Origin of the sequence: Xanthomonas sp. GPE 39 (assembly GCF_000963005.1) — a bacterium.
Taxonomy (GTDB): Bacteria; Pseudomonadota; Gammaproteobacteria; order Xanthomonadales; family Xanthomonadaceae; genus Xanthomonas_A.
In genome coordinates, this window is record NZ_JZHZ01000007.1 from 3,124,717 (window position 1) to 3,144,623 (window position 19,907).

At 65.4% G+C, this 19,907-nt stretch carries 16 protein-coding genes, 1 other RNA gene and 1 pseudogene; 3 read left to right on the forward strand and 15 right to left on the reverse strand.

Annotated features, from left to right (window positions below):
• Nucleotides 1–2: 2 nt before the first annotated feature.
• The 3 genes from XALGPE39_RS13100 to rsmI form a co-directional block, all read right to left on the reverse strand.
• Nucleotides 3–458, reverse strand: a complete 456-nt coding sequence (locus XALGPE39_RS13100) for a division/cell wall cluster transcriptional repressor MraZ (protein ID WP_152624975.1) — start codon at nucleotides 456–458, stop codon at nucleotides 3–5.
• Between the two features lie 625 nt (nucleotides 459–1,083).
• An RNA gene (rnpB, locus tag XALGPE39_RS14945) (RNase P RNA component class A) lies at nucleotides 1,084–1,527 on the reverse strand.
• An 82-nt stretch (nucleotides 1,528–1,609) separates the two neighbouring features.
• Nucleotides 1,610–2,434 (reverse strand): 16S rRNA (cytidine(1402)-2'-O)-methyltransferase, encoded by an 825-nt coding sequence (gene rsmI, locus XALGPE39_RS13105; protein ID WP_045728557.1) that lies wholly within the window; start codon nucleotides 2,432–2,434, stop codon nucleotides 1,610–1,612.
• Between the two features lie 248 nt (nucleotides 2,435–2,682).
• Between rsmI and XALGPE39_RS13110 the strand changes: the two are divergent.
• The 3 genes and pseudogenes from XALGPE39_RS13110 to XALGPE39_RS13120 all read left to right on the forward strand — a co-directional run.
• A pseudogene (locus XALGPE39_RS13110) lies at nucleotides 2,683–3,738 on the forward strand (penicillin-binding protein activator); the annotation flags it as partial.
• Nucleotides 3,728–4,096, forward strand: coding sequence for a YraN family protein (locus XALGPE39_RS13115; protein ID WP_045728559.1), 369 nt, complete (start codon nucleotides 3,728–3,730; stop codon nucleotides 4,094–4,096). The pseudogene XALGPE39_RS13110 and the gene XALGPE39_RS13115, both read left to right, overlap by 11 nt.
• 156 nt (nucleotides 4,097–4,252) lie before the next feature.
• Nucleotides 4,253–5,638: an FAD-linked oxidase C-terminal domain-containing protein gene (locus XALGPE39_RS13120; protein WP_045728560.1), complete on the forward strand. Its 1,386-nt coding sequence runs from the start codon at nucleotides 4,253–4,255 to the stop codon at nucleotides 5,636–5,638.
• Nucleotides 5,639–5,916: 278 nt separating this feature from the next.
• On the opposite strand, the gene XALGPE39_RS13125 is transcribed toward XALGPE39_RS13120, so the two are convergent.
• From XALGPE39_RS13125 to ribB, 12 genes are all read right to left on the reverse strand, one after another.
• A complete protein-coding gene (locus tag XALGPE39_RS13125) occupies nucleotides 5,917–6,642 on the reverse strand; it encodes a response regulator transcription factor (protein WP_045728561.1) in 726 nt (241 codons plus the stop codon).
• A complete protein-coding gene (locus tag XALGPE39_RS13130) occupies nucleotides 6,632–9,310 on the reverse strand; it encodes a sensor histidine kinase KdpD (protein ID WP_045728562.1) in 2,679 nt (892 codons plus the stop codon). The genes XALGPE39_RS13125 and XALGPE39_RS13130 overlap by 11 nt, the downstream gene beginning before the upstream one ends.
• Before the next feature lie 60 nt (nucleotides 9,311–9,370).
• Complete coding sequence (gene kdpC, locus XALGPE39_RS13135) at nucleotides 9,371–10,015, reverse strand: potassium-transporting ATPase subunit KdpC (protein ID WP_045728563.1); 645 nt, start codon at nucleotides 10,013–10,015, stop codon at nucleotides 9,371–9,373.
• A 40-nt stretch (nucleotides 10,016–10,055) separates the two neighbouring features.
• Nucleotides 10,056–12,125, reverse strand: a complete 2,070-nt coding sequence (gene kdpB, locus XALGPE39_RS13140) for a potassium-transporting ATPase subunit KdpB (RefSeq protein WP_045728564.1) — start codon at nucleotides 12,123–12,125, stop codon at nucleotides 10,056–10,058.
• A 10-nt stretch (nucleotides 12,126–12,135) separates the two neighbouring features.
• Entirely contained in the window at nucleotides 12,136–13,872 is a 1,737-nt protein-coding gene (kdpA, locus tag XALGPE39_RS13145; protein WP_045728565.1) for a potassium-transporting ATPase subunit KdpA, read from the reverse strand.
• Between the two features lie 16 nt (nucleotides 13,873–13,888).
• Nucleotides 13,889–13,981 carry a potassium-transporting ATPase subunit F gene (locus tag XALGPE39_RS13150; protein WP_012917303.1) on the reverse strand — a complete coding sequence of 31 codons (93 nt, stop codon included), beginning with the start codon at nucleotides 13,979–13,981 and terminating at the stop codon, nucleotides 13,889–13,891.
• A gap of 399 nt (nucleotides 13,982–14,380) precedes the next feature.
• Complete coding sequence (locus tag XALGPE39_RS13155) at nucleotides 14,381–15,895, reverse strand: outer membrane beta-barrel protein (RefSeq protein ID WP_045729212.1); 1,515 nt, start codon at nucleotides 15,893–15,895, stop codon at nucleotides 14,381–14,383.
• A gap of 140 nt (nucleotides 15,896–16,035) precedes the next feature.
• The gene (locus XALGPE39_RS13160; protein WP_161795346.1) at nucleotides 16,036–16,503 is read right to left on the reverse strand and encodes a hypothetical protein; all 468 of its coding nucleotides are present in this window, start codon (nucleotides 16,501–16,503) and stop codon (nucleotides 16,036–16,038) included.
• Between the two features lie 80 nt (nucleotides 16,504–16,583).
• On the reverse strand, nucleotides 16,584–17,558 hold the full coding sequence (thiL, locus tag XALGPE39_RS13165; RefSeq protein WP_045729213.1) for a thiamine-phosphate kinase: 975 nt from the start codon (nucleotides 17,556–17,558) through the stop codon (nucleotides 16,584–16,586).
• A gap of 103 nt (nucleotides 17,559–17,661) precedes the next feature.
• Complete coding sequence (nusB, locus tag XALGPE39_RS13170) at nucleotides 17,662–18,129, reverse strand: transcription antitermination factor NusB (RefSeq protein ID WP_045728567.1); 468 nt, start codon at nucleotides 18,127–18,129, stop codon at nucleotides 17,662–17,664.
• Nucleotides 18,126–18,593, reverse strand: a complete 468-nt coding sequence (gene ribH, locus XALGPE39_RS13175) for a 6,7-dimethyl-8-ribityllumazine synthase (protein WP_045728568.1) — start codon at nucleotides 18,591–18,593, stop codon at nucleotides 18,126–18,128. Before ribH ends, nusB begins: the two co-directional genes overlap by 4 nt.
• A gap of 102 nt (nucleotides 18,594–18,695) precedes the next feature.
• The gene (ribB, locus tag XALGPE39_RS13180; RefSeq protein WP_045729214.1) at nucleotides 18,696–19,829 is read right to left on the reverse strand and encodes a 3,4-dihydroxy-2-butanone-4-phosphate synthase; all 1,134 of its coding nucleotides are present in this window, start codon (nucleotides 19,827–19,829) and stop codon (nucleotides 18,696–18,698) included.
• Nucleotides 19,830–19,907 lie beyond the last annotated feature (78 nt).

The window sequence follows — 19,907 nt, forward strand, 5'->3', positions numbered from 1 at the left end:
ACTCACAACTTCAGATCGAGCAATCCATCGCCCAGATCCTCGTCAGACAAGGTCTGATGGATCAATGCGCGATGAGCCTGCTCGCTCCACAATTCGAACTTATCGCCCATGCCCAACAGCACGGCGCGCTTTTCAATGCCCACCGCAGCGCGATGGCTCGGCGGAACGGTGATACGGGCATTGGCATCCAGCTCAAGCGCCGCGGATGAACCCACCAGCTTTTGCTGCAGGACCCGCACCACGCGCTGGGTATTGGGCTTGGCCATGACCTCGTCACGGACCCGCTCCCACTCCTTTTCCGCATACAGCCACAGGCATCCGGCCTCGAAGGGGTTGTAGGTCAGCACCAGCCGATTGCCGCTCATGCGCGCAACAAGGTCGCGGTATGCGGTGGGAACCGCCATACGCCCCTTGTCGTCAACAGTGATCGCGGTCTCGCCCTGAAACACAGCGCCTATACCTTCTTCTTTTTGATTCCGCTTGGAGCGGTCATTGAACCATGAAAAACCACAAAAAACCCGGTTTCCCCCCAAGTCCCCACCTTAGCAGCGCGCGACCGGTTGTCAACAACTTCCAGAACAACAAATCACCTGCGGGATCAATGATTTGCGCCACTCTTTAGAGAATTGTTCAAGGCTTATCCACAAGTTACTGTTTCTGATGAAATTTTAATATTGAACGAAAATTCAGCCCTGTGTACGTGGCGTTAAAGCATTGTGCACGCCGCGTTAAGACCGCCACGAAGAACTGTCATCGCGGATCGCCCACTCCTGCCGTACTGCGCAAAGGCCGCGCACTCGACCGCATGGGCCTGATGGTTCACGCACTCCAGGGGACGGCAGCAACTCGCGTGGCGCATGCGCCTCTAGGGCGAACACAGCCAGGGTCACGTCATCTGCGTGAACGCCCTGGTCGCGCCAACGGCTGGCAACCACGCGCGTCGGTTCGGGCTGGACAGGAGATTTCGCAGGACGGACGGGAAAGAACAACCACGCCCAGCAGGCATGAGCCGGCGATCCGAAAAGCCGCCACGCCCGAGAGCGGCATGCGGCCGGGACGGCGACTCAGATAAAAGAGAGGAAGTGGCGGAGCCGGCCGATAAGCCGGGTTCTGTCGTGGACAGTCATTCTTCTAGGCGCACCGTCACCGATACGCTCGAGCAACCTACCCGGACCCGACGCGGGCCGCGCCATGAGGTCCCTATTTGGTCTTGCTCCAGGTGGGGTTTGCCGTGCCGGTCCGTTACCGGACTCGCGGTGCGCTCTTACCGCACCATTTCACCCTTACCGGCCCCTCGCCACCCCGCTGCCGTCGCCGAACGCGCTTGGCCGATGCGGCGCATCGCCAATACACTCCAGCAGCGGCAGCGGGGTGGCGAGGGACGTAGGCGGTATCTTTCTGTTGCACTTTCCGTCGGCTCGCGCCGCCCAGGCGTTACCTGGCACCTTGCCCTGTGGAGCCCGGACTTTCCTCGGCACCCCACCGCACCGAAATGCGCTGGAATGACGCGACTGTCTGGCCGACTCCGCCGTGCGTATTGTCGCATGTCGGCAAACACGATGCGCCTCTTGCGCATATATGGACAACCCTGCGCACTGGCAGGCCCACCTCATCCGCCATACAACGCCTTGCGCGCCGCGCCGGTGAGTTCGGCGGCCAGCTTGGCGGCGGTGGAGGGCGGCAGGTGTTCGCTGAGCTTGGCGTAGACGCGGCGGCCTTCGGCCAGTTGCGCGTCGGCATCGTCGCCAGCGCCCTGCACGATCAACACGAACTCGCCCTTGCGCTGGTTGTCGTCGGCCTCCACTCGTGCGTGCAGGTCGGCCAGGGTACCGTCGAGCACGGTCTCGAACAGCTTGGTCAACTCGCGCGCCATCACCGCTGGACGGGCGTCACCGAACGCGGCGCGGCAGTCAGCCAGGGACTCGGCAATGCGGTGCGAAGACTCGTAGAACACCAGGGTGCGCGCCTCGCCGGCCAGCCGCGCCAGACGCTCGCGGCGGGCGGCGGCCTTGGCCGGCAAAAACCCCTCGAACGCGAAGCGATCACTGGGCAATCCCGCCACGCTGAGCGCGGCAATCGCCGCGCAGGCACCGGGAACCGGGCTGACCCGCACACCGGCCACGCGCGCGGCACGCACCAGCCGATAACCGGGGTCGCTGACTAGCGGGGTGCCGGCGTCGCTGACCAGAGCCAGCGACTCGCCGCCGCGCAAGCGCGCGACAATGCGCTGCGCCAGCGCCTCCTCGTTATGTTCATGCAGCGCGAGCAACGGCCGTTCGATGCCGAAATGCGCCAGTAACTGCCCGCTGCGGCGTGTGTCCTCGGCACAGATCGCCGCCACCGACCGAAGTACCTCCTGCGCACGCGGCGTCAGGTCGGCAAGGTTACCGATCGGCGTGGCGACGACATGCAGGGTTCCGGATTGATCGCTCATCTACGGTGTTCCGTGGTCAAGGGTAGAATCGTAGCGGTTTTCCCCGGCACGCCCGGCGTGCCCAGCCGAATGGACCAGAAATGAACAAGCGATTCGCGAGGATTCCCGCCCTGTCGTTGCTGGCGCTGTTGTTCGCCGGCTGCGCCACCACCAGCGTGACGCCGAGCGCCTCTGCGAACCAAGCAGCAGCGAAGGCACGGAACGCGGCGCAGCAGACCCCAGCGCAGGCCACCAGTGCGAGCGGCAACGATCGCAACCAAGCCGCGCAATGGGGCGTGGACACCAGCAAGCGGCCACCGGCCGAACGCGATGGCTACCGCCCACCGGCCAAATTGGCGGTGTTGCTGCCGCTGAGCGGCAACCTGGCCATCGCCGCCGCACCGGTGCGCGACGGGCTGCTCGCCGGCTACTACGGCGAGAGCCGGCGACGGCCACCAATCGACTTCATCGACACCACCGGCACCCCGGCCGGCGCACTGGCCGCCTACCAGAAGGCGGTCAACAGCGGCGCCGATTTCGTGGTCGGTCCGCTCGGCCGCGACGAAGTGACCGCACTCTTCGGACGCGGCGCACTGCCCGTGCCGGTGCTGGCGCTGAATCGCGGCAGCAGCGCCCCGCCCAGTGGCAGCGCCGGCTTCTCGCTGGCGCCGGAAGACGACGGCATCGCCGCCGCCGAATACCTGCTGGCCCACGAGCGTCGTAATGCGCTGGTGATCGGCAGCAATGACGACAACGGTCGCCGCGCGGCGGCCGCGTTCCGCGAACGTTTCAGCGAACGCGGCGGCAAGATCGCCGGCAGCGTCAGCGTGGCCGAAACGCCCGGCGATATCGGCCCACAGCTACGCAATGCGGTCGCCGCCGACGCGGTTTTCCTTGCGGTGAAGGGCAACACCGCACGCGCGCTGACGCCACAACTGGCGCTGGCCGGGTTCGCTGGCAAGACCCGGGTGGCGACCTCGCAGCTGGTGCTGGGTACCGGCAAACCCGAGGACGATCTGGTACTGGACGGCATCGCCTATCCGAGCGAGCTGTGGAACGTGCGCGGCATCGGCGGCCTGCCGGCGGCGACCAGCGTCGCTGACATGCTGCCGACCGCACGCGGCCCGGGCCAGCGCCTGTTCGCGTTCGGCTACGACGCCTGGCAGATCACCGCCTATCTGGAAAAACTCGCAACCGGCAAGGAAAGCAGCTTGCGCGGCGCCACGGGCGTGCTGCATCTGGACGGTCTCGGCAACATCCTGCGTACCCCGGCCTGGTCCACCTTCAGCGGTGGACAGGCCACTCCGCTACCTGATGGAACCTGATCGGCGCCAGCGCGGTAAGGCGGTAGAAGCGGCGGCACGGGCCGAACTGCAACGTGCCGGCTTGCGCCTGGTCGCGGCGAACGTGGCCTTCCGTGGCGGCGAGTTGGACTTGGTGATGCAGCAGGAACAGGGCCTGGTGTTCGTCGAAGTGCGTTACCGACGCAACGCCGCGTTCGGCGGCGGCGCGGCCTCGGTCGATCTGCGTAAACGCCGCCGCTTGTTATTGGCTGCGCAGTTATTCCTCGCCGCACATCCGCAGTACGCGACATGGCCGTGCCGCTTCGACGTGGTCGAGGCCGAGGGCGAGCCGCCACGGCTGACCTGGCTGCGCGACGCCTTCCGCGCCGACGATGTCTGACATGCTCGGCCTCTTCCCGCACACGGCGGTTCCGTTGGCGCTCAAGACCGCCGCGCTTGTGCCAGCACAGCGCCGAGTGTGGCAGCCCCTGAGGCTGGCAATCCTCGCCTGGAAACGACTGCCGCCGCCCCGCTCCTCTTCTGCGCCGTCACTGCCATGACCACGTCACTGCCTGCCACCTTGACCGATACGCTCGCCGCCCTGCTCGGTGACGAAGGCTGGCGCACCGACGCCACCAGTCGCCGCAACTACGGCGAGGACGATTCGCGGCGCTGGGCGCTGGCCGACGCGGTCGCGCTGCCGCAGACCCGCGCACAGGTTCAGGCGATCGTGCGCGCCTGTCGCGCCCATCGCGTGCCGCTGGTGGCACGCGGGGCCGGCACCGGCACCGCTGGCGCGGCGGTGCCGTTCGCCGGCGGCGTAGTGCTGTCGTTCGCGCGCATGAACCACATCGTGCAGTTGCGTCCGCAGGACCGCTGCGCAGTGGTCGAACCCGGCGTGCTCAACGGCGACCTGCAACAAGCGCTCGCACCGCACGGCCTGTTCTGGCCACCGGACCCTTCCAGTGCGGAGATCTGCAGCGTCGGTGGCAATCTCTCGACCAACGCCGGCGGACCACGCGCGGTGAAATACGGCGCCACCCGCGACAACGTGCTCGGCCTGGTCGCCGTCACCGGCAGCGGCGAATTGATCCGCTGCGGCGGCGCATACACAAAGGATGCCACCGGCTACGACCTGACCCACTTACTGGTTGGCAGCGAAGGCACGCTGGCGCTGATCGTGGAAGCGACCCTGAAACTCTCGCCACGGCCATTGGCGCAGGCCGGCCTGCGCGTCCTATACCGCGACGCCACCAGCGCGGCGGCGGGCGTGTCGCGGCTGATGGCGCAGCCGAGCACACCGACGATGCTGGAATTCATGGACCGCAGCGCCATCGCCCTATTACGTCAGAACGGCAGCGACGTGCCCGAGGCCGGCGCGATGTTGCTGATCGAGGCCGACGGCGACCACGACACCCTGCCCTACGCATTGCAGGCGCTGGCCGCTGCCGCCGAGGGCGATGGCATGATGGCACTGGATGTGGCCGCCGACGGCAGCGCACGCGACCGGCTGTGGGCGGCGCGACGCGCCCTCTCCCCAGCACTGCGCACAATCCGTGCGGGCAAGATCAACGAAGACGTGGTGGTGCCGGTATCGCGCATTCCCGATCTGGTCGCCGGCGTGGAGGCGTTGGCAGCGGAATTCGCACTGCCGATCGTCGCCTTCGGCCATGCCGGCAACGGCAACTTGCACGTCAACATCATGTACGCACCCGACGACACCGACGAAAGCGCCCGCGCGCAGGCCGCGCTGCCACGCCTGTTTGGGCTGGTGCTGGCTCTGGAAGGTACGCTCTCAGGCGAGCACGGCATCGGCGTTGCTAAGCGCGACTACATGACCCAGGCTTTCGACACGGCGACCCTGGATGCGATGCGTGCGATCAAGCGCGCCCTGGACCCCGACGGCATTCTCAACCCAGGGAAGGTGTTGCCGGATCGCTGATGCGATGCAATGCAATGCAATGCAATGTTTGAGCGGTGTGCGAGGCAGCGATAAATATCTGTGCGCAGTACAGCTTACTTCCACACCACCTGGCGACTAAGAGTGGATAACAAAGCCTCGCGCATCGCTATCGATTGGGCGCGGACAGCGCGCAGGAGCCGCCGTGCGCGTGGGTTAGTGCGAATTCCAAACACTGGCAGCACCCGTGTGGCGGCGACGCAGTTGTGTTGTCGGCCACTCTAAAACGCTGCTGCGGATGTATCCGGGCAAAGGCAACGCTATGCGCTGCACGACATCCCGATGAAACGCAGTCCCACGCCGGGCTCGGTGGCGATGTAGCGTGGTGCCACCGCACTGTCGCCGAGTTTCTGCCGCAACTTGCCGACCAGAATGCGCAGGTAATGGGTGTCGTCCTGGTGCGTGGGGCCCCACAATTCGCGTAATAACTGTGGCTGCGTCACCACCCGACCGCTGTGGCGCAGCAGCAGCGCCAATAGCGCGTACTCCTTGCGGCTGAGCGGCAGCGGTTCGCCCTCCAGGCGGACCTCGCGCAGCCCCAGATGGATGTGCAGATGGCCGTCGTCGAACACCGGCTCGGCCTCGCCCGCCGTCGGCTGCATCCGCAACAACACGCGGATGCGCGCCATCAATTCCTGTACGCCAAACGGCTTAGTCACATAGTCGTTGGCACCGGCATCCAGCGCCTGCACTTTTTCCGTCTCCCCGGCACGCACCGTCAGCATGATCACCGGTACCGACGACCATTGCCGCAGTTCGCGCAGCACGCTGTGTCCGTCCTGATCGGGCAGGCCAACATCCAGCACCACCAATTCGGCACCATGCGCGGCCAGTTGCGCCAAGCCTTCGGCACCGGTGGCCGCCTGCTGCACGCGGTAGCCCTGCGCGCGCAGGCTGATGTCAAGGAAGCGACGAATCTGCGGCTCGTCGTCAATCACCAGAATACGCGGCGGCGGAATCGGATCGGCGTGGGACTCAGTCGGCATCTGGGCGGCGCGGAGGGGCAACGGGTTCGATCAATGGAAGGGTAATGCGAATCGTGGTGCCGCGACCATCCGGACCGGGCAACGCTTCGACGCTGCCGCCGTGGGCACCGATCATGCCCTGGCAGATGGTCAGCCCCAGGCCGGTGCCGTGGCGACCACGGTCGCCGCGTTCGACACTGTAGAACATATCGAAAATACGCGCGCGTTCGTCCTCGGGGATGCCCGGGCCACGGTCGGCGATGTCGATCCGCAAGCGTCCTTCCACCATCATCGCCGCGACTCGGATCGCCGTCTCCGGGGGCGAGAACTTGGCCGCGTTCTCCAGCACGTTGAAGACCGCCTGTTCGACCAATGCCGGATGCACCCAGAGCGTGGGCAGGTCCGCCGCCAGGACGATGTCCAACAGCACCTGTGGCTGGTAGCGCTGCAGACGCCGCGCCGCCGAGCCGATCAGTTCGTCCACGCCGATCCAGTCGCGGTTCAAGGTCAGCCCGTTGTGGCCGAGCCGGGTCATGTCCAGCAGATTCTGGATGTAGCGATCCAGTCGCTCGCCTTCCATCTGGATGGTGTCCAGCAGGCTGCGGCGGTCTTCGGCGCTCATCGCCTGACCATAGCTGGACAGGCTGCTGGCCGCGCCGATCATGGCGGCCAGCGGCGAGCGTAGATCGTGCGACACCGACGACAGCAACGCCGAACGCAGGTGCTCGGTCTCGCCGCTGACGCGCGCGCTTTCCAAGTCGGCGACCAAGCGCGTGCGCAGCGCCGCCTGGCCGATGTCCTCGACCATCGCCTCGGCCAGACGTTGTTGTTCCAGGCCAGGACGGTGCACTCCGGCGGCAAAGCGCAGGCCGACCACACCGATCGCGCCACGCTCGTGGCGCACCGGCAAAAACCACCAACTGGCACCGGCCAGGGTATCGGTGAAGCGTCCAGTGGCCTGACCGTGGCGCTGCGCCCAGTCGGCGGCACTGCGATCCACCGCCGCCATCGACGGCGCATAGTCATCGGCGCCGGCATGCGCGGCTTCCAGCGGCTGCAATCGCACCCAGGCCTCCGCATCGAGCGTGGTGGCCAACGCGCGACGTCCCGCATCCAGCACCTGGCCGAGGTCGGCGGCACTGGTCAATTCGCGGCCAAGCCGCTGCAATGCGGTGGTCTGCGCATTGGCCGCGCGCAAGGCCAGCACCTGGCTGCGCAGGCGCGAGGCCAGCCGTCCAGCGACGAGCGCGGCGACCAGGAACAACAACACCGTGACCACGCCCTGACGCGTGCCGATTTGGAAGGTGAAGCGCGGCTCGATGAAGAAAAAGTTGTAACCGAAAAAACTCAACAGTGCCGCCAGCACCGCCGCCGCCATACGCGTCTTCGCCGCGACCATCACCACCGCGACGATGAACACCATCGACAGATCATCGATACCGACCCAGCGCTCGGCAATCCATGCCACCACCACCGCCAGTGCGGAAGCCACGGTGGCGAACGCAAGATCATCGCGCGACAACCAATGGCCGGGGCTGCGCCAGCGCCGCCGCGAGCGCGCACGCGCCTCCGGCGAGCTGATGATCACCAGTTCGTAGTGCGCGCCGCGCTGCAGCAGTTGCTGGGTCAGCGTCCGGTTGATCATCCGCGCCAGCGGTCGCTCGCGCGTGCGACCGAGCAACAAACTGGACACACCATTGCGCGCGGCGTGATCGAGCAAGGCATCGGCCACGCTGCTGCCGCGCAACAGCGCGGCATCGCCACCGAGCCGACGCGCCAACGCGAAGGCACGGTCGATTTCCAATTGCCAGGCTTCCTCAGGCTGCGCCTGGGTCTGCACAGTGACCACGGTCCACGGCGCGCCACGGCGCTCGGCCACACGCCGTGCTACCCGCACCAGATAATCGGACTGACCGCATCCATCGATCGCCACCATCACCCGCCGCCGCAGCGCGACCCCGGGACGCCCCTGTGCGGCCTGCACATCGCGCAGATCGTTGTCGACGCGGTCGGCTGCCGTCTGCATCGCCAGTTCGCGCAGCGCCGCCAGATTCGAGGGCGAGAAAAACGCCTGCAAGGCCTGGCCCGCTTGTTCGGGCAGATATACCTTGCCTTGCTGCAAGCGCTCGATCAGTTCGCGCGGTGGCAGATCGACCAGCACGATATCGCGCAGACGGTCGAACATCGCATCGGGCACGGTCTCGCTGACACGCACGCCGGTGATGCGATGGACCACATCGTTGAGGCTTTCCAGGTGTTGAATGTTGACCGTGCTGTAAACGTCGATGCCGGCATCGAGCAGTTCTTCCACGTCCTGCCAGCGGCGCTCGTGGCGACTCCCCGGCGCATTGCGATGGGCCAATTCGTCGACCAGCACCAACGGTGGACGCAGCGCCAACAGCGCATCCAGATCCATCTCATCCAAGGTCCGGCCGCGATACTCCACCCGCCGCCGCGGCTGCACGGTGAGCCCTTCCAGCAGCGCCGCGGTTTCGACGCGGCCATGGGTCTCGACCACGCCGATCACCAGCGCGCTCCCCTGCTGTTGCAACTGCCGGGCACGCGACAACATCGCATAGGTCTTGCCGACGCCGGGCGCTGCGCCGAGGAATACCGTCAAGCGCCCACCGCGTTCGCGCTGGAGTTCGCCGATCAAAGCATCGGCCTGTTGGGTGCGGAGGTCGGACATGAAAAGTCTGGGAATCGAACGTGGCGACAGCGTAACAGCGCCGGCACCGTTACCGGCGCCTTATCGCGGCGGTGATTGCGCTTGCTGCGCGCCGTGTCCCTGAGAACCCGCCGCAATTGCAACAGCGTCATCGAGCGCCAGATTCAACTCCAGCACGTTCACCCGTGGCTCGCCGAGCAGGCCGAACTGACGCGGCTGCACATGAGCGGCAACCAAAGCAGCAACACGCTGCGGCGCGAGTGCGCGTGCCGCAGCGACACGCTGCACCTGCACCTGCGCAGCAGCCACGCTGATCTCCGGGTCCAGGCCACTGCCGGACTGCGTCAGCAGATCATCCGGCACGGCCTCCGGGGCGATGCCCTCGCGCGCCGCAATCGCGTGGCGTGTTTCGTCCAGACGTTTGATCAGATCCGGATTACTACGCGCCTGATTGCTACCGGCGGCAGACATCGGATCGTACTTGGCGCCGGAGGGACGCGGCTGAAAATAACCAGCCGCAGCGAAAGGCTGCGCCACCAGCACCGAGCCGATCACGTGTCCGTCGCGTTCGCGCAGGCTGCCATTGGCCTGCGCGGGAAACAGCGCCCCCGCCAGCACGGTGGCGATCAGCGAGTACAACGCCGCTGCGCCCAGCACCAGCAACGGCAAGACCAACACCGCGCGCAGACGCATCGGTTCGCGTGGAGAAGCAGAAGAAACGTTCATTGCAGCAGTTCCGGAAGAGTCGGGAAAAACAGCGCCAGGCTCAGCCCAGCGCCACCAGCAGCAGATCGATCGCCTTGATCCCGACGAACGGCAGCAGCACGCCACCAACGCCGTAGATCAGCATGTTCCGGCGCAGCAGCGAAGTCGCCGAGGACGGCGTGAAGCGCACGCCGCGCAGCGCCAGCGGGATCAACGCGGGAATCACCAGCGCGTTGAAGATCAACGCGGCCAACACCGCATGCGCCGGGCTGGACAGACGCATCACGTTCAGCGCCGCCATCTGCGGGATCGAGGCGGCGAACAACGCCGGCAGGATCGCGAAATATTTGGACACATCGTTGGCCAACGAGAACGTGGTCAGCGCGCCGCGGGTAATCAATTGCTGCTTACCCACTTCCACCACCGCCAACAGTTTGGCCGGATCCGAATCCAGATCGACCATGTTGCCGGCTTCCTTGGCGGCCTGCGTGCCCGAGTTCATCGCCAGGCCGACATCGGCCTGAGCCAGCGCCGGCGCATCGTTGGTGCCGTCGCCGACCATCGCCACCAACCGCCCACCGGCCTGTTCCTGACGGATGCGCGCCAGTTTGTCTTCGGGCGTGGCTTCGGCGATGTAGTCGTCCACGCCGGCCTCGGCGGCAATCGCCGCAGCGGTGAGCGGGTTGTCGCCGGTGATCATCACGGTCTTGATGCCCATCGCGCGCAGCCGTGCGAATTTCTCCCGCACACCGTGCTTGACCACGTCCGACAGCTCGACCACGCCGAGTACATGCCGGCCCTCGGCCACCACCAGCGGCGTGGCACCGCTGCGTGCGACCTGCTCGACACGGCTCTTCAACTCCGCCGGCACTTGCCCACCGAGCGCGGTGACGTGGCGGATCAGCGCATCGGCGGCGCCCTTGCGGATCGAGCGCGGCGCGTGCTCGCCCTGCGCCGGCAGATCCACCCCGGACATGCGCGTCTGCGCGGTGAAGGCAACGAAATTGGCATCCTGCGGATCGGCTGGCGGCAGACCTTGCTCACGCGCCAGACGCACGATCGACTTGCCTTCCGGGGTCGGGTCGGCCAGCGAGGACAGCATCGCCGCTTCGCGCAACTGCGCCATGTCGACCCCGCTGAGGACATGGAACACGGTGGCCTGACGATCGCCGTGGGTGATGGTGCCGGTCTTGTCCAACAGCAGCACATCCACGTCGCCAGCCACTTCCACCGCCTTGCCCGATTTGGCCAGCACATTGGCCGACAGCGCGCGGTTCATACCGGCGATACCAATCGCCGGCAACAGCCCGCCGATGGTCGTGGGAATCAAGCACACCAGCAGCGCGATCAGCAGCAGCGGATCGACCCGCACACCGACGAAGGCGGCAATCGCCGGCAGTGTCGCCACCACGATCAGGAAGGTCAGGGTCATCGCCGCCAGCAGCATGGTCAGGGCGATTTCATTCGGCGTCTTCTGCCGATTGGCGCCTTCCACCAGCGCGATCATGCGATCCAGAAAGCTATGCCCAGGCTCGGCAGTGACCTTCACCACGATCTCGTCGGACAGCACCTTGGTGCCGCCGATGACGCCCGAACGATCCGTGCCAGCTTCGCGCAATACGGGGGCCGACTCGCCAGTGACCGCAGCTTCGTTGATCGTTGCCAGGCCGTGCACGATCTCGCCATCGGCGGGAATCAACTCGCCGGCGGACACCACCACCAAATCACCCGGGCGCAACTCGGCGGCAGGAATGCTGACTTCGCCGTCCAGCCGCGCACTGGCGACGCGGCGCGCCACCAGGTCTTTGCGCGCGCGCCGCAGCGAGGCGGCTTGGCCGCGACCGCGCGCCTCGGCGACCGCTTCGGCGAAGTTGCCGAACAACACGGTGATCAACAGAATCGCCGTCACCGCCCAACCGAAACCAGCCGGCCCCTGCCCAGCCAGCGTGATCAATGCCGACAACAACGTGCCGGCGAAGACCACCGCCATCACCGGGCTGCCGAGTAGATGGCGCGGCGACAATTTCAACACGCTGTCGCGCAGCGCCGCACGCAGCGCGGCGGCGTCGAACAGACCGGAGCTACGCGTGGAGGAAGTCGCCACGGAAGAAGAAACCTGTGAGGTGCTCATCGTCGTCGTCTCAGTGCGCGGCCAGGGTCAGGTGATCGGCGATCGGTCCCAACACCAGGGCAGGCGTAAATTGCAGAACAGTCAGGACCGCGATGACCGCGATCAAGGTCAGCGCGAAAGTCGGTGTTTCCACATGCAGACTGCCGCCGGTTTCTGGCGCCGCGCGCTTACGCGCCATCTGCGCGGCCACGATCAATGGCACGATCAAGGCAGGATAGCGGCCCAGAAGCAGCACGATAGTGCAGGTCAGGTTCCACCACGGAATGCCATCGCCCAGCCCTTCAAAGCCCGAACCGTTATTGGCGAACGCCGAGGTGTACTCGTAGAAAACCTGACTGATGCCGTGGAAGCTAGGATTGGAATTGGCGATGGTCGCCGCCGGCATGACCAGGGTCAGAGCGGTGAAGCCGAGCAACACCAGCGGCTGCAGCAGGATCAAGAGCGCCAGCAAACGGACCTCGGCAGCCTCGATCTTGCGCCCGAACAACTCCGGTGTACGTCCAGTCATCAGCCCGGCCAGGAACACGCTCAGCAACAGATAGACCAGGAACTGCTGCAAACCACAGCCGATGCCGCCCCAGATGCCGTTGATCAGCATGTTGATCATCGCCACGCCGCCGGTCAGCGGTGCCAGCGAATCGTGCATCGCGTTGACCGAGCCATTGGATGTCTGCGTGGTCAGCGACGACCACGCCGCAGACGCATCCACGCCGAAGCGCACTTCCTTGCCCTCCATCAACGCCGCGCTGGCGGTGCTGGCCGAGTGGCCTTCGGCCCACATGGAAGCGCCCGTGGACAGCAGCGACATCACCAGCATGCTGCCGAACACCAATGCCGTGAACTTACGCCGCCCGGTGAACGGGCCGACCATGAACGCCACCGCCACTGGAATCAGCACGATCGCCAACGCTTCCAGCAGGTTGGAGAACGGGGTGGGATTTTCCAGCGCCATCGCGCTGTTGGGACCATACCAGCCACCACCATTGGTGCCGAGCTGCTTGATCGCCACCATCGCCGCAACCGGCCCGAGTGGAATCTTTTGCGTCTGCAATCCGGCGCTCGCATCAATCGGCGTGGCAGCGGGACCGGCAGCCAACGTAGAGGGCACGCCCTGCTGGGTCAGCAACAGCGTCCACAGCAGACACAGCGGCAACAGGAAACGCAGTGTCGGACGAATCACGTCCGCCCAATAATTGCCGATATCCGCCTCAGCGTGCGGCGGTTCGGCGGTCGAGGACGCGCTCGCACTTACATTCGCCGCAGCCGCATGCCCGCGCCCACCGAACAGCCCACGTAGCGTCGCCGCAACCAGCGCCAAGCCCATCATCGGGGTAATGAACTGCAGGCCGACCACGCCCACCGCCTGCGACAGATACGACAACTGCGCCTGTCCGGAGTAATGCTGCTGGTCGGTATTGGTCAGGAACGAGACCATGGTATGCAGGGCCACGTCCCAGCGCATGTTCGGCACTGCGTCGGGATTGAACGGCAGCCAGGCCTGGGTGACGAACAGCGCAAACACCAGCACGCCCAGCACCAGATTGCTGAGCAGAAACGCAGCCGTATAGCCGCGCCAGTGCATGCCACGCGCCGGATCGGTGCCCAGCAGGCGATACAGCGGGCGTTCGATCCAGCCGAACAGCGCATCGCCGCGCATCGGCGCGCCGCGCATCACCTTGGCCAGGTACAGACCCAAGGGCCATCCCAGCAGCACAGCGAGCGCATAGACAAATAAGGTATCGATCATGAACTTGGCACTCGGCTCAGAAATCTTCGGGACGCAGGATCACGTACAACAGGTAGCCAGCAGTGACGATCACCGCCACGCCGCAAACAAATGCAAGCCAACCGCTCATGGTGTCAACTCCGTACAGACACGCAGCCCGCATACAAGGCAGGCCGCGAATCGCAAGCAAAACCACCGGGCAACGAACGCGCCGGGTGGAGACTGAAAGAACATGCAGAAAACATAAGCAAAGACGTCGGACGGACCTCTAGGCCCAGGTCGATATTATCGACGCCAGCGCCATAAACTCTCCGTGGCAAACCCACGCAGGCGACATAAATTCTGCGTAAAGCCGGCCCGTGCATACGTGCATCGCGCGCCGGGAGGCCACTGTGCCCCAAGCCACCCATACACCCCATACGAGGCCGCACCGTCGCGCGGCATTGGCCGCACGACGGTCTTTCAACGGCGCTGCGATGCCGCTACTCGCGACGACGACGCTTCCCCCGGCGCAGTCGTCGCAGCCCGCTTAGAAATGCAGGATCGCGTCGAGCAGCGCGGTGGTCTGATGGCTCTTGTGTCCGCCATCGTAAGCCGGAAAATCGTAAGCCCTCTCGTAGCGCAGCTCGGGGCGAATCTCCAGATCCTGCGACACCCAGTGCGTCAGGCCAATCGTATGCTCCGAATAACGCGTGGCAAAGCCGGTGCGCTGCCCAACATGGTCGTGGAAGAATTCGTTACGAATGGACATCATGTTCTTCGCATCCAACTGAATGTTGAAGTAGTTGACGATGGCGTCCGCCGAATTGCGTCCCAGCGGGAAATTCGGCGCTTGGCCCAAGGGATAACCGGGCCTGCCGGTTGGCGCCTGCGACTGCCACGGATCGGTGGTCAGCGCCTGATTACGCACATAGATGTGGTACGCCTCGGTGAGCGTATGCACACGCGGCGAGAAACGGTGGCCCCAGGTCAACACGAATTCCTGCAGGTTGTTGTAGGTCTGCGAGGCGTTGTTGTACGACTCCACGCACGGATACAACATGTCGTTGTTGCTCTTGGACACCCAGCGTACGCAGACCTGCGCACTCAAGCGGCTGTTGGAATCCCACAGCGCGGTGTCATCGCCACCATGCACGCCCAACTGCAAAGTCCACTGATCGTTGAGCTTGGTGGTGGTAAGCAGACCCATATCGGTATACGCATCGACCGTGTACAACAGGGAGTGGGTCAACAGGTAATTGTTGGGCGAGAACTGCGCCTCGATGTCCGGCAACGACAGATACCGACCGAGCAGAACCACCATGCCTTGCGCAACCCAAGGCACGTACAGATCGACATAGGCGATCATCGGGTCGTTGCCGTAGGTCTTGCCGTTCAACGCGCTCTTGGGCCGCGGATGATTCAGGAGCTGATCGCTGGTCACGCCCTTCATCGTGGTGAAGTGATAGTCGTAGCCGAACAGATCGTCCAAGTGGAAGCCCCAGTCGAGGTGATCGGTCTGCACCGTGTCCGGCAGGCGCTGCAACCGCAGCAAGAACTGATTGAACTCACCACGATTGGGCCGCGCGTCGTAGGACAACGGATAGTTCGAGAACCTGGATGTACTGGCGTTGAGCGAAGGATTGATCCAGCCGTACAGCTCGATCCGATGATCCTGCATCCAGTGTCCGACATGCGTACACGCCAGCGCCTTTTCCAGCGGATACTGCGCATTCTCGTTGGGCGCGCCGACCGGATAGTCCACTCCGCCAAGCTGCCATTCCGCCGACGGGAATGGGGGAGAAGAGAATGGCGACTCCATGCCGCGCCGCGCCGGAGCCGGCGCATTCGGATCTGCAGGCTGGGCATCTTCGCGATACGCGGCCACAAAGCGCGAGAAGAAACCGTTGGAGCAGTCTGTACTCACCGGCTGCGCCGCAACGGCGCTTTCCTGCAGCATCGTTGGCATGACCACCGACAAGGGAGCGGTGACGTCAGCCGCAACCGCCTTGCCGGCGCAGAGCAGGGCCAGGGATACGAATAAGGGATGCATCTTCATGGACATCGCAACATCGGCTCGCAACGAGCCGTCCTCTTTGGTTGATAGGTGGAACAAACGGGAATAGCGCGCCACAACGACATGCCATCGTCATCGCGCGATCCTGCGCAGCCGTCAGACGCGCACGCCGAACCGGCGCGCGGCGCTTAACCTGACCGCAACAGGGAAATGACACCGCAAGTGGACAGCAACCCATGGCATCGGTGCATCGACTCGGTTGCAACGGCGGCCACCATCGCAACCAGCCGCACACCGAACCGTTGCGGCGGATGTACCGGATTCGGCGTGGCACCCGCGCGCGGTGCGCTGCGCTGGATCCACAGCCACATCACCGTCAGCGCCAAGCGCACGCATCCAGCCATCGATTCCACGCCTCCTGCAGCAGCCCGGAAAGTATAGAAATCGCCGAATATCTTCGTTGCAAAACGCAAACCGATTTGAGTAAATTTTTCATAAATTCCATTTACTCGTTCGCGCACCGGGCCGCGCCGAACCGCGATGTCGATGCGCTCGGCCAAGCCAATGGCGGTCGTGAGCGGCGCAGCCAGACGCTGCAACGGATCACTCACCCGCACATCGCACTGGATCGCCAAGGTCGCCACGTTGCTTGCCATGGAACCGCTGCAACCCAGCATCGTTGACGTCGGCCAATATTCTGCTCGGCACACCCCGCCCATCGGGGCCACAGGACACGCTATGCGGCGAAATGCACGTAGCCGTTTCGCGGCGGCGCCCAGGGCCGACCGTCCGCATCGCGCACGACGATGCCGCTGCCGGCCACGATGCGCCCAATCGGCGTCGCCGCCACTGCACAGTTCTGTAGCGCCTGGATAATCGCTGCGCGCTGCGCTGGATGAGCCGTGAAACACAGCTCGTAGTCGTCGCCACCACCCAGTTGCCAGGCATGTACCTGCGCTGCACTCGCCTGCGCAGGAGCGGCGACGACCGGCAGCGCCGCCAGGGAGAGCTCGGCCGCGACACCGCTGCGCATGCACAGATGTTGCAGATCGGCCAGCAGACCATCGGAGATGTCCACGCAGGCCCGCGCCAGACCGCGCAGGCAGTGTCCGGCCTGCACGCGTGGCGTGGGCCGCAGCAAACGTTGACGCAGGTGTTCGTGGACCGGATCGGTGGCAGGCTGCGCTACATCCAACCGCCCGGCCTGCCACAGCGCCAACGCAGCAGCGGCTTCTCCTGGCTGTCCGGTGACCCAGACGTCGTCACCCGGCTGCGCGGCATCGCGACGCAATGCCTGCGTCGCTGGCACACTGCCGAGCGCGGTGACTGACAATGCCAGCGGCCCGCGCGTGGTGTCGCCTCCCACCAGCACGATGTCATGCAGCGCGGCCAGCGCGAAGAACCCATCGGCGAAGCCGTCCACCCAGGCCGGATCGGCCTGCGGCAACGACAACGACAACGTGCACCAGCGCGGCTGTGCGCCCATCGCGGCGAGGTCGGAGAGGTTCACCGCCAGCGTTTTCCAACCCAGGTCCGTCGGCGCAGTCTCGGCGGGAAAATGCACGCCGACGTTCAACGTGTCGGTGGTGACAGCCAATCGTTCGTCCGCCGGCACGCACAGCAGCGCGGCATCGTCACCAATGCCCAAGGCTACGTCCGCGCGCGTACCACTGCGCGCGCGCAGCCGCTCGATCAAATCGAACTCGGCCATCGCCATGGATCACGCATCGCGCGGCGCGCCAGCAACTCGCGGTTGCCACACTGAACGTGCTGGCCGATCCCAGGCCCGCGCTGCCGGGTCCCGGCGCTCATGCTCAACCGCCCGATTCGACCGCGCGCCATTCCAGCGCGGCACGGTCCAACACGCCGTTGACGTAGGTGTGGCCATGTTCGGAACCGAACCGCTTGGCGGTCTCGATCGCTTCGTTGATGACCACGCGATACGGCACGTCCATCCGATACAGCAATTCGTAGGCGGCCAGACGCAGCACCGCCCGCTCGATCGCATCCACCTCCTCCACGGTGCGATCCAGGTAGCCGACCAGCGCCGTGTCCAGTTCGGCGCGATGCTTGAGCACGCCCTCGACCAGATTCTCGAAATACACCAGGTCGGCAACCTCATGTGCCTGTTCGTGGGCGAACTGGGCGATCACATGCTGCGCATTGCCGCCGGAAATCTGCCAGGCGTAGATCGCCTGCAGCGCGCGTCGCCGTGCGCGCGAACGCAGCACCGGATCGACACCGTCGCGGCGGGGAGGCCTGTGCCCAGCGAACTTGCTCACGGCAGTTGCTCCAGCAAATTGACCATTTCCAGCGCACCCAGCGCCGCTTCCTCGCCCTTGTTGCCGTGACTGCCACCGGCGCGTGCTTCGGCGTCTTCGACGCGCTCCACGGCCAGCACGCCATTGAGCACCGGGATGCGGAAATCCAGCGACACCCGCAGCAGGCCCTGCGCGCAACCGTCGGCGACGTGTTCGTAGTGACGGGTGTCGCCACGAATCACGCAGCCCAGCGCAATGATTGCCGCGTGGTGACCGGCGGCCGCCAGATGCGCGGCGGCTAGCGGCAGCTCCCATGCGCCGGGCACGCGAATCACGTCCACCGCATCCTCGGCGATGCCATTGCCGGCCAGACTCGCGCGCGCGCCAGCGACCAACACGTCGGTGATGCGGGCGTTCCAGCGGCTGGCAACAATCGCGAAACGGGCCGATGCGGGAGCGCGAAGATCGCCTTCGTAGTGGGTCATGGCGGTGTCGGGTTCAGAGGGCGGGAAAGTTTAGCAGGCGGGCAGCCAGGACTCGGGACCGGCGAACGCACGGCGCACCGATCCGCCATGCCGATGCGGGTATCACCCGTTTCCTGAATCCGGACCGCGAGTTCCCAAGCCCGGCTCGACCTCCACATGCTCCACCACCTCCAGGCCGAAGCCGGCCAGGCCGATCTGCCGGCGCGGCGTGCCGAGCACGCGCAGCTTGCCCAGGCCCAAGTCGGCCAAAATCTGACTACCGGCGCCATTGCGGCGCCATTGGCCCACATCCTTGCCATGACTGGCCTCCGGTTGCGCACGCAGCCGCGCCAGCAACGCCTGACTGTCGCGCGGCGCCGATAGCACCACCATCACCCCGCGCTCGGCAGTGGCGATGGCACGGAGCGCGTCACTGGCGGCCACGCCGAAATCCTCGCGACGCCAGTGCAATAGATCGGCCAGCGGGTTCTCCACCTGTACCCGCACCAGGGTGGGCGTGTCTGCGTCCAACGGACCGCGCACCAGGGCGAAGTGCAGATCGTGGGCGATGCGATCACGGTAGGTCACCAGGGTGAAATCGCCGAACTCGGTGGCGATGGGACGCTCGTCGATACGCTCGACGGTGTGTTCGGTGGCCAGACGGTAGGCGATGAGATCGGCGATGGAGCCCATTTTCAGCCCGTGCGTGTGTGCGAACGCCTCCAGTTGCGGACGCCGCGCCATGCTGCCATCGGGGTTGAGCACTTCCACCAGCACGCCGGCCGGTTCCAGCCCAGCCAGCATCGGTAGATCGCTGGCGGCCTCGGTGTGGCCGGCACGGGTCAGCACACCGCCAGGGTGGGCGATCAACGGGAAGATGTGACCCGGCTGGCTCAGGTCGTGCGGCTTGGCATCGGGCTTGACCGCAGTGCGCACGGTATGTGCGCGGTCGTAAGCGGAAATGCCGGTGGTCACCCCTTCGGCGGCCTCGATGCTGACAGTGAAATTGGTATGGAACTGCGCGGTGTTGTGCTGGACCATCGGCGCCAAGCCGAGCTGCGTACAGCGCTCGCGGGTGAGCGATAGGCACACCAGGCCACGCGCGTGGGTGACCATGAAGTTGATGTCCGAGGGCTTGACCAGCTCGGCGGCCATGATGAGGTCGCCCTCGTTTTCGCGGTCCTCGTCGTCGACGATCACCACCATGCGGCCGGAGCGCAGTTCTTCCAGCAGCTCGGGGACAGAGGCGAAGTTCAGACTCGGGAGAGTGGAAGGGGACATGCGGCGACTCGCGTAAGACGGTGGGCACCGCAGGCATCGACGCACTACGGCGAA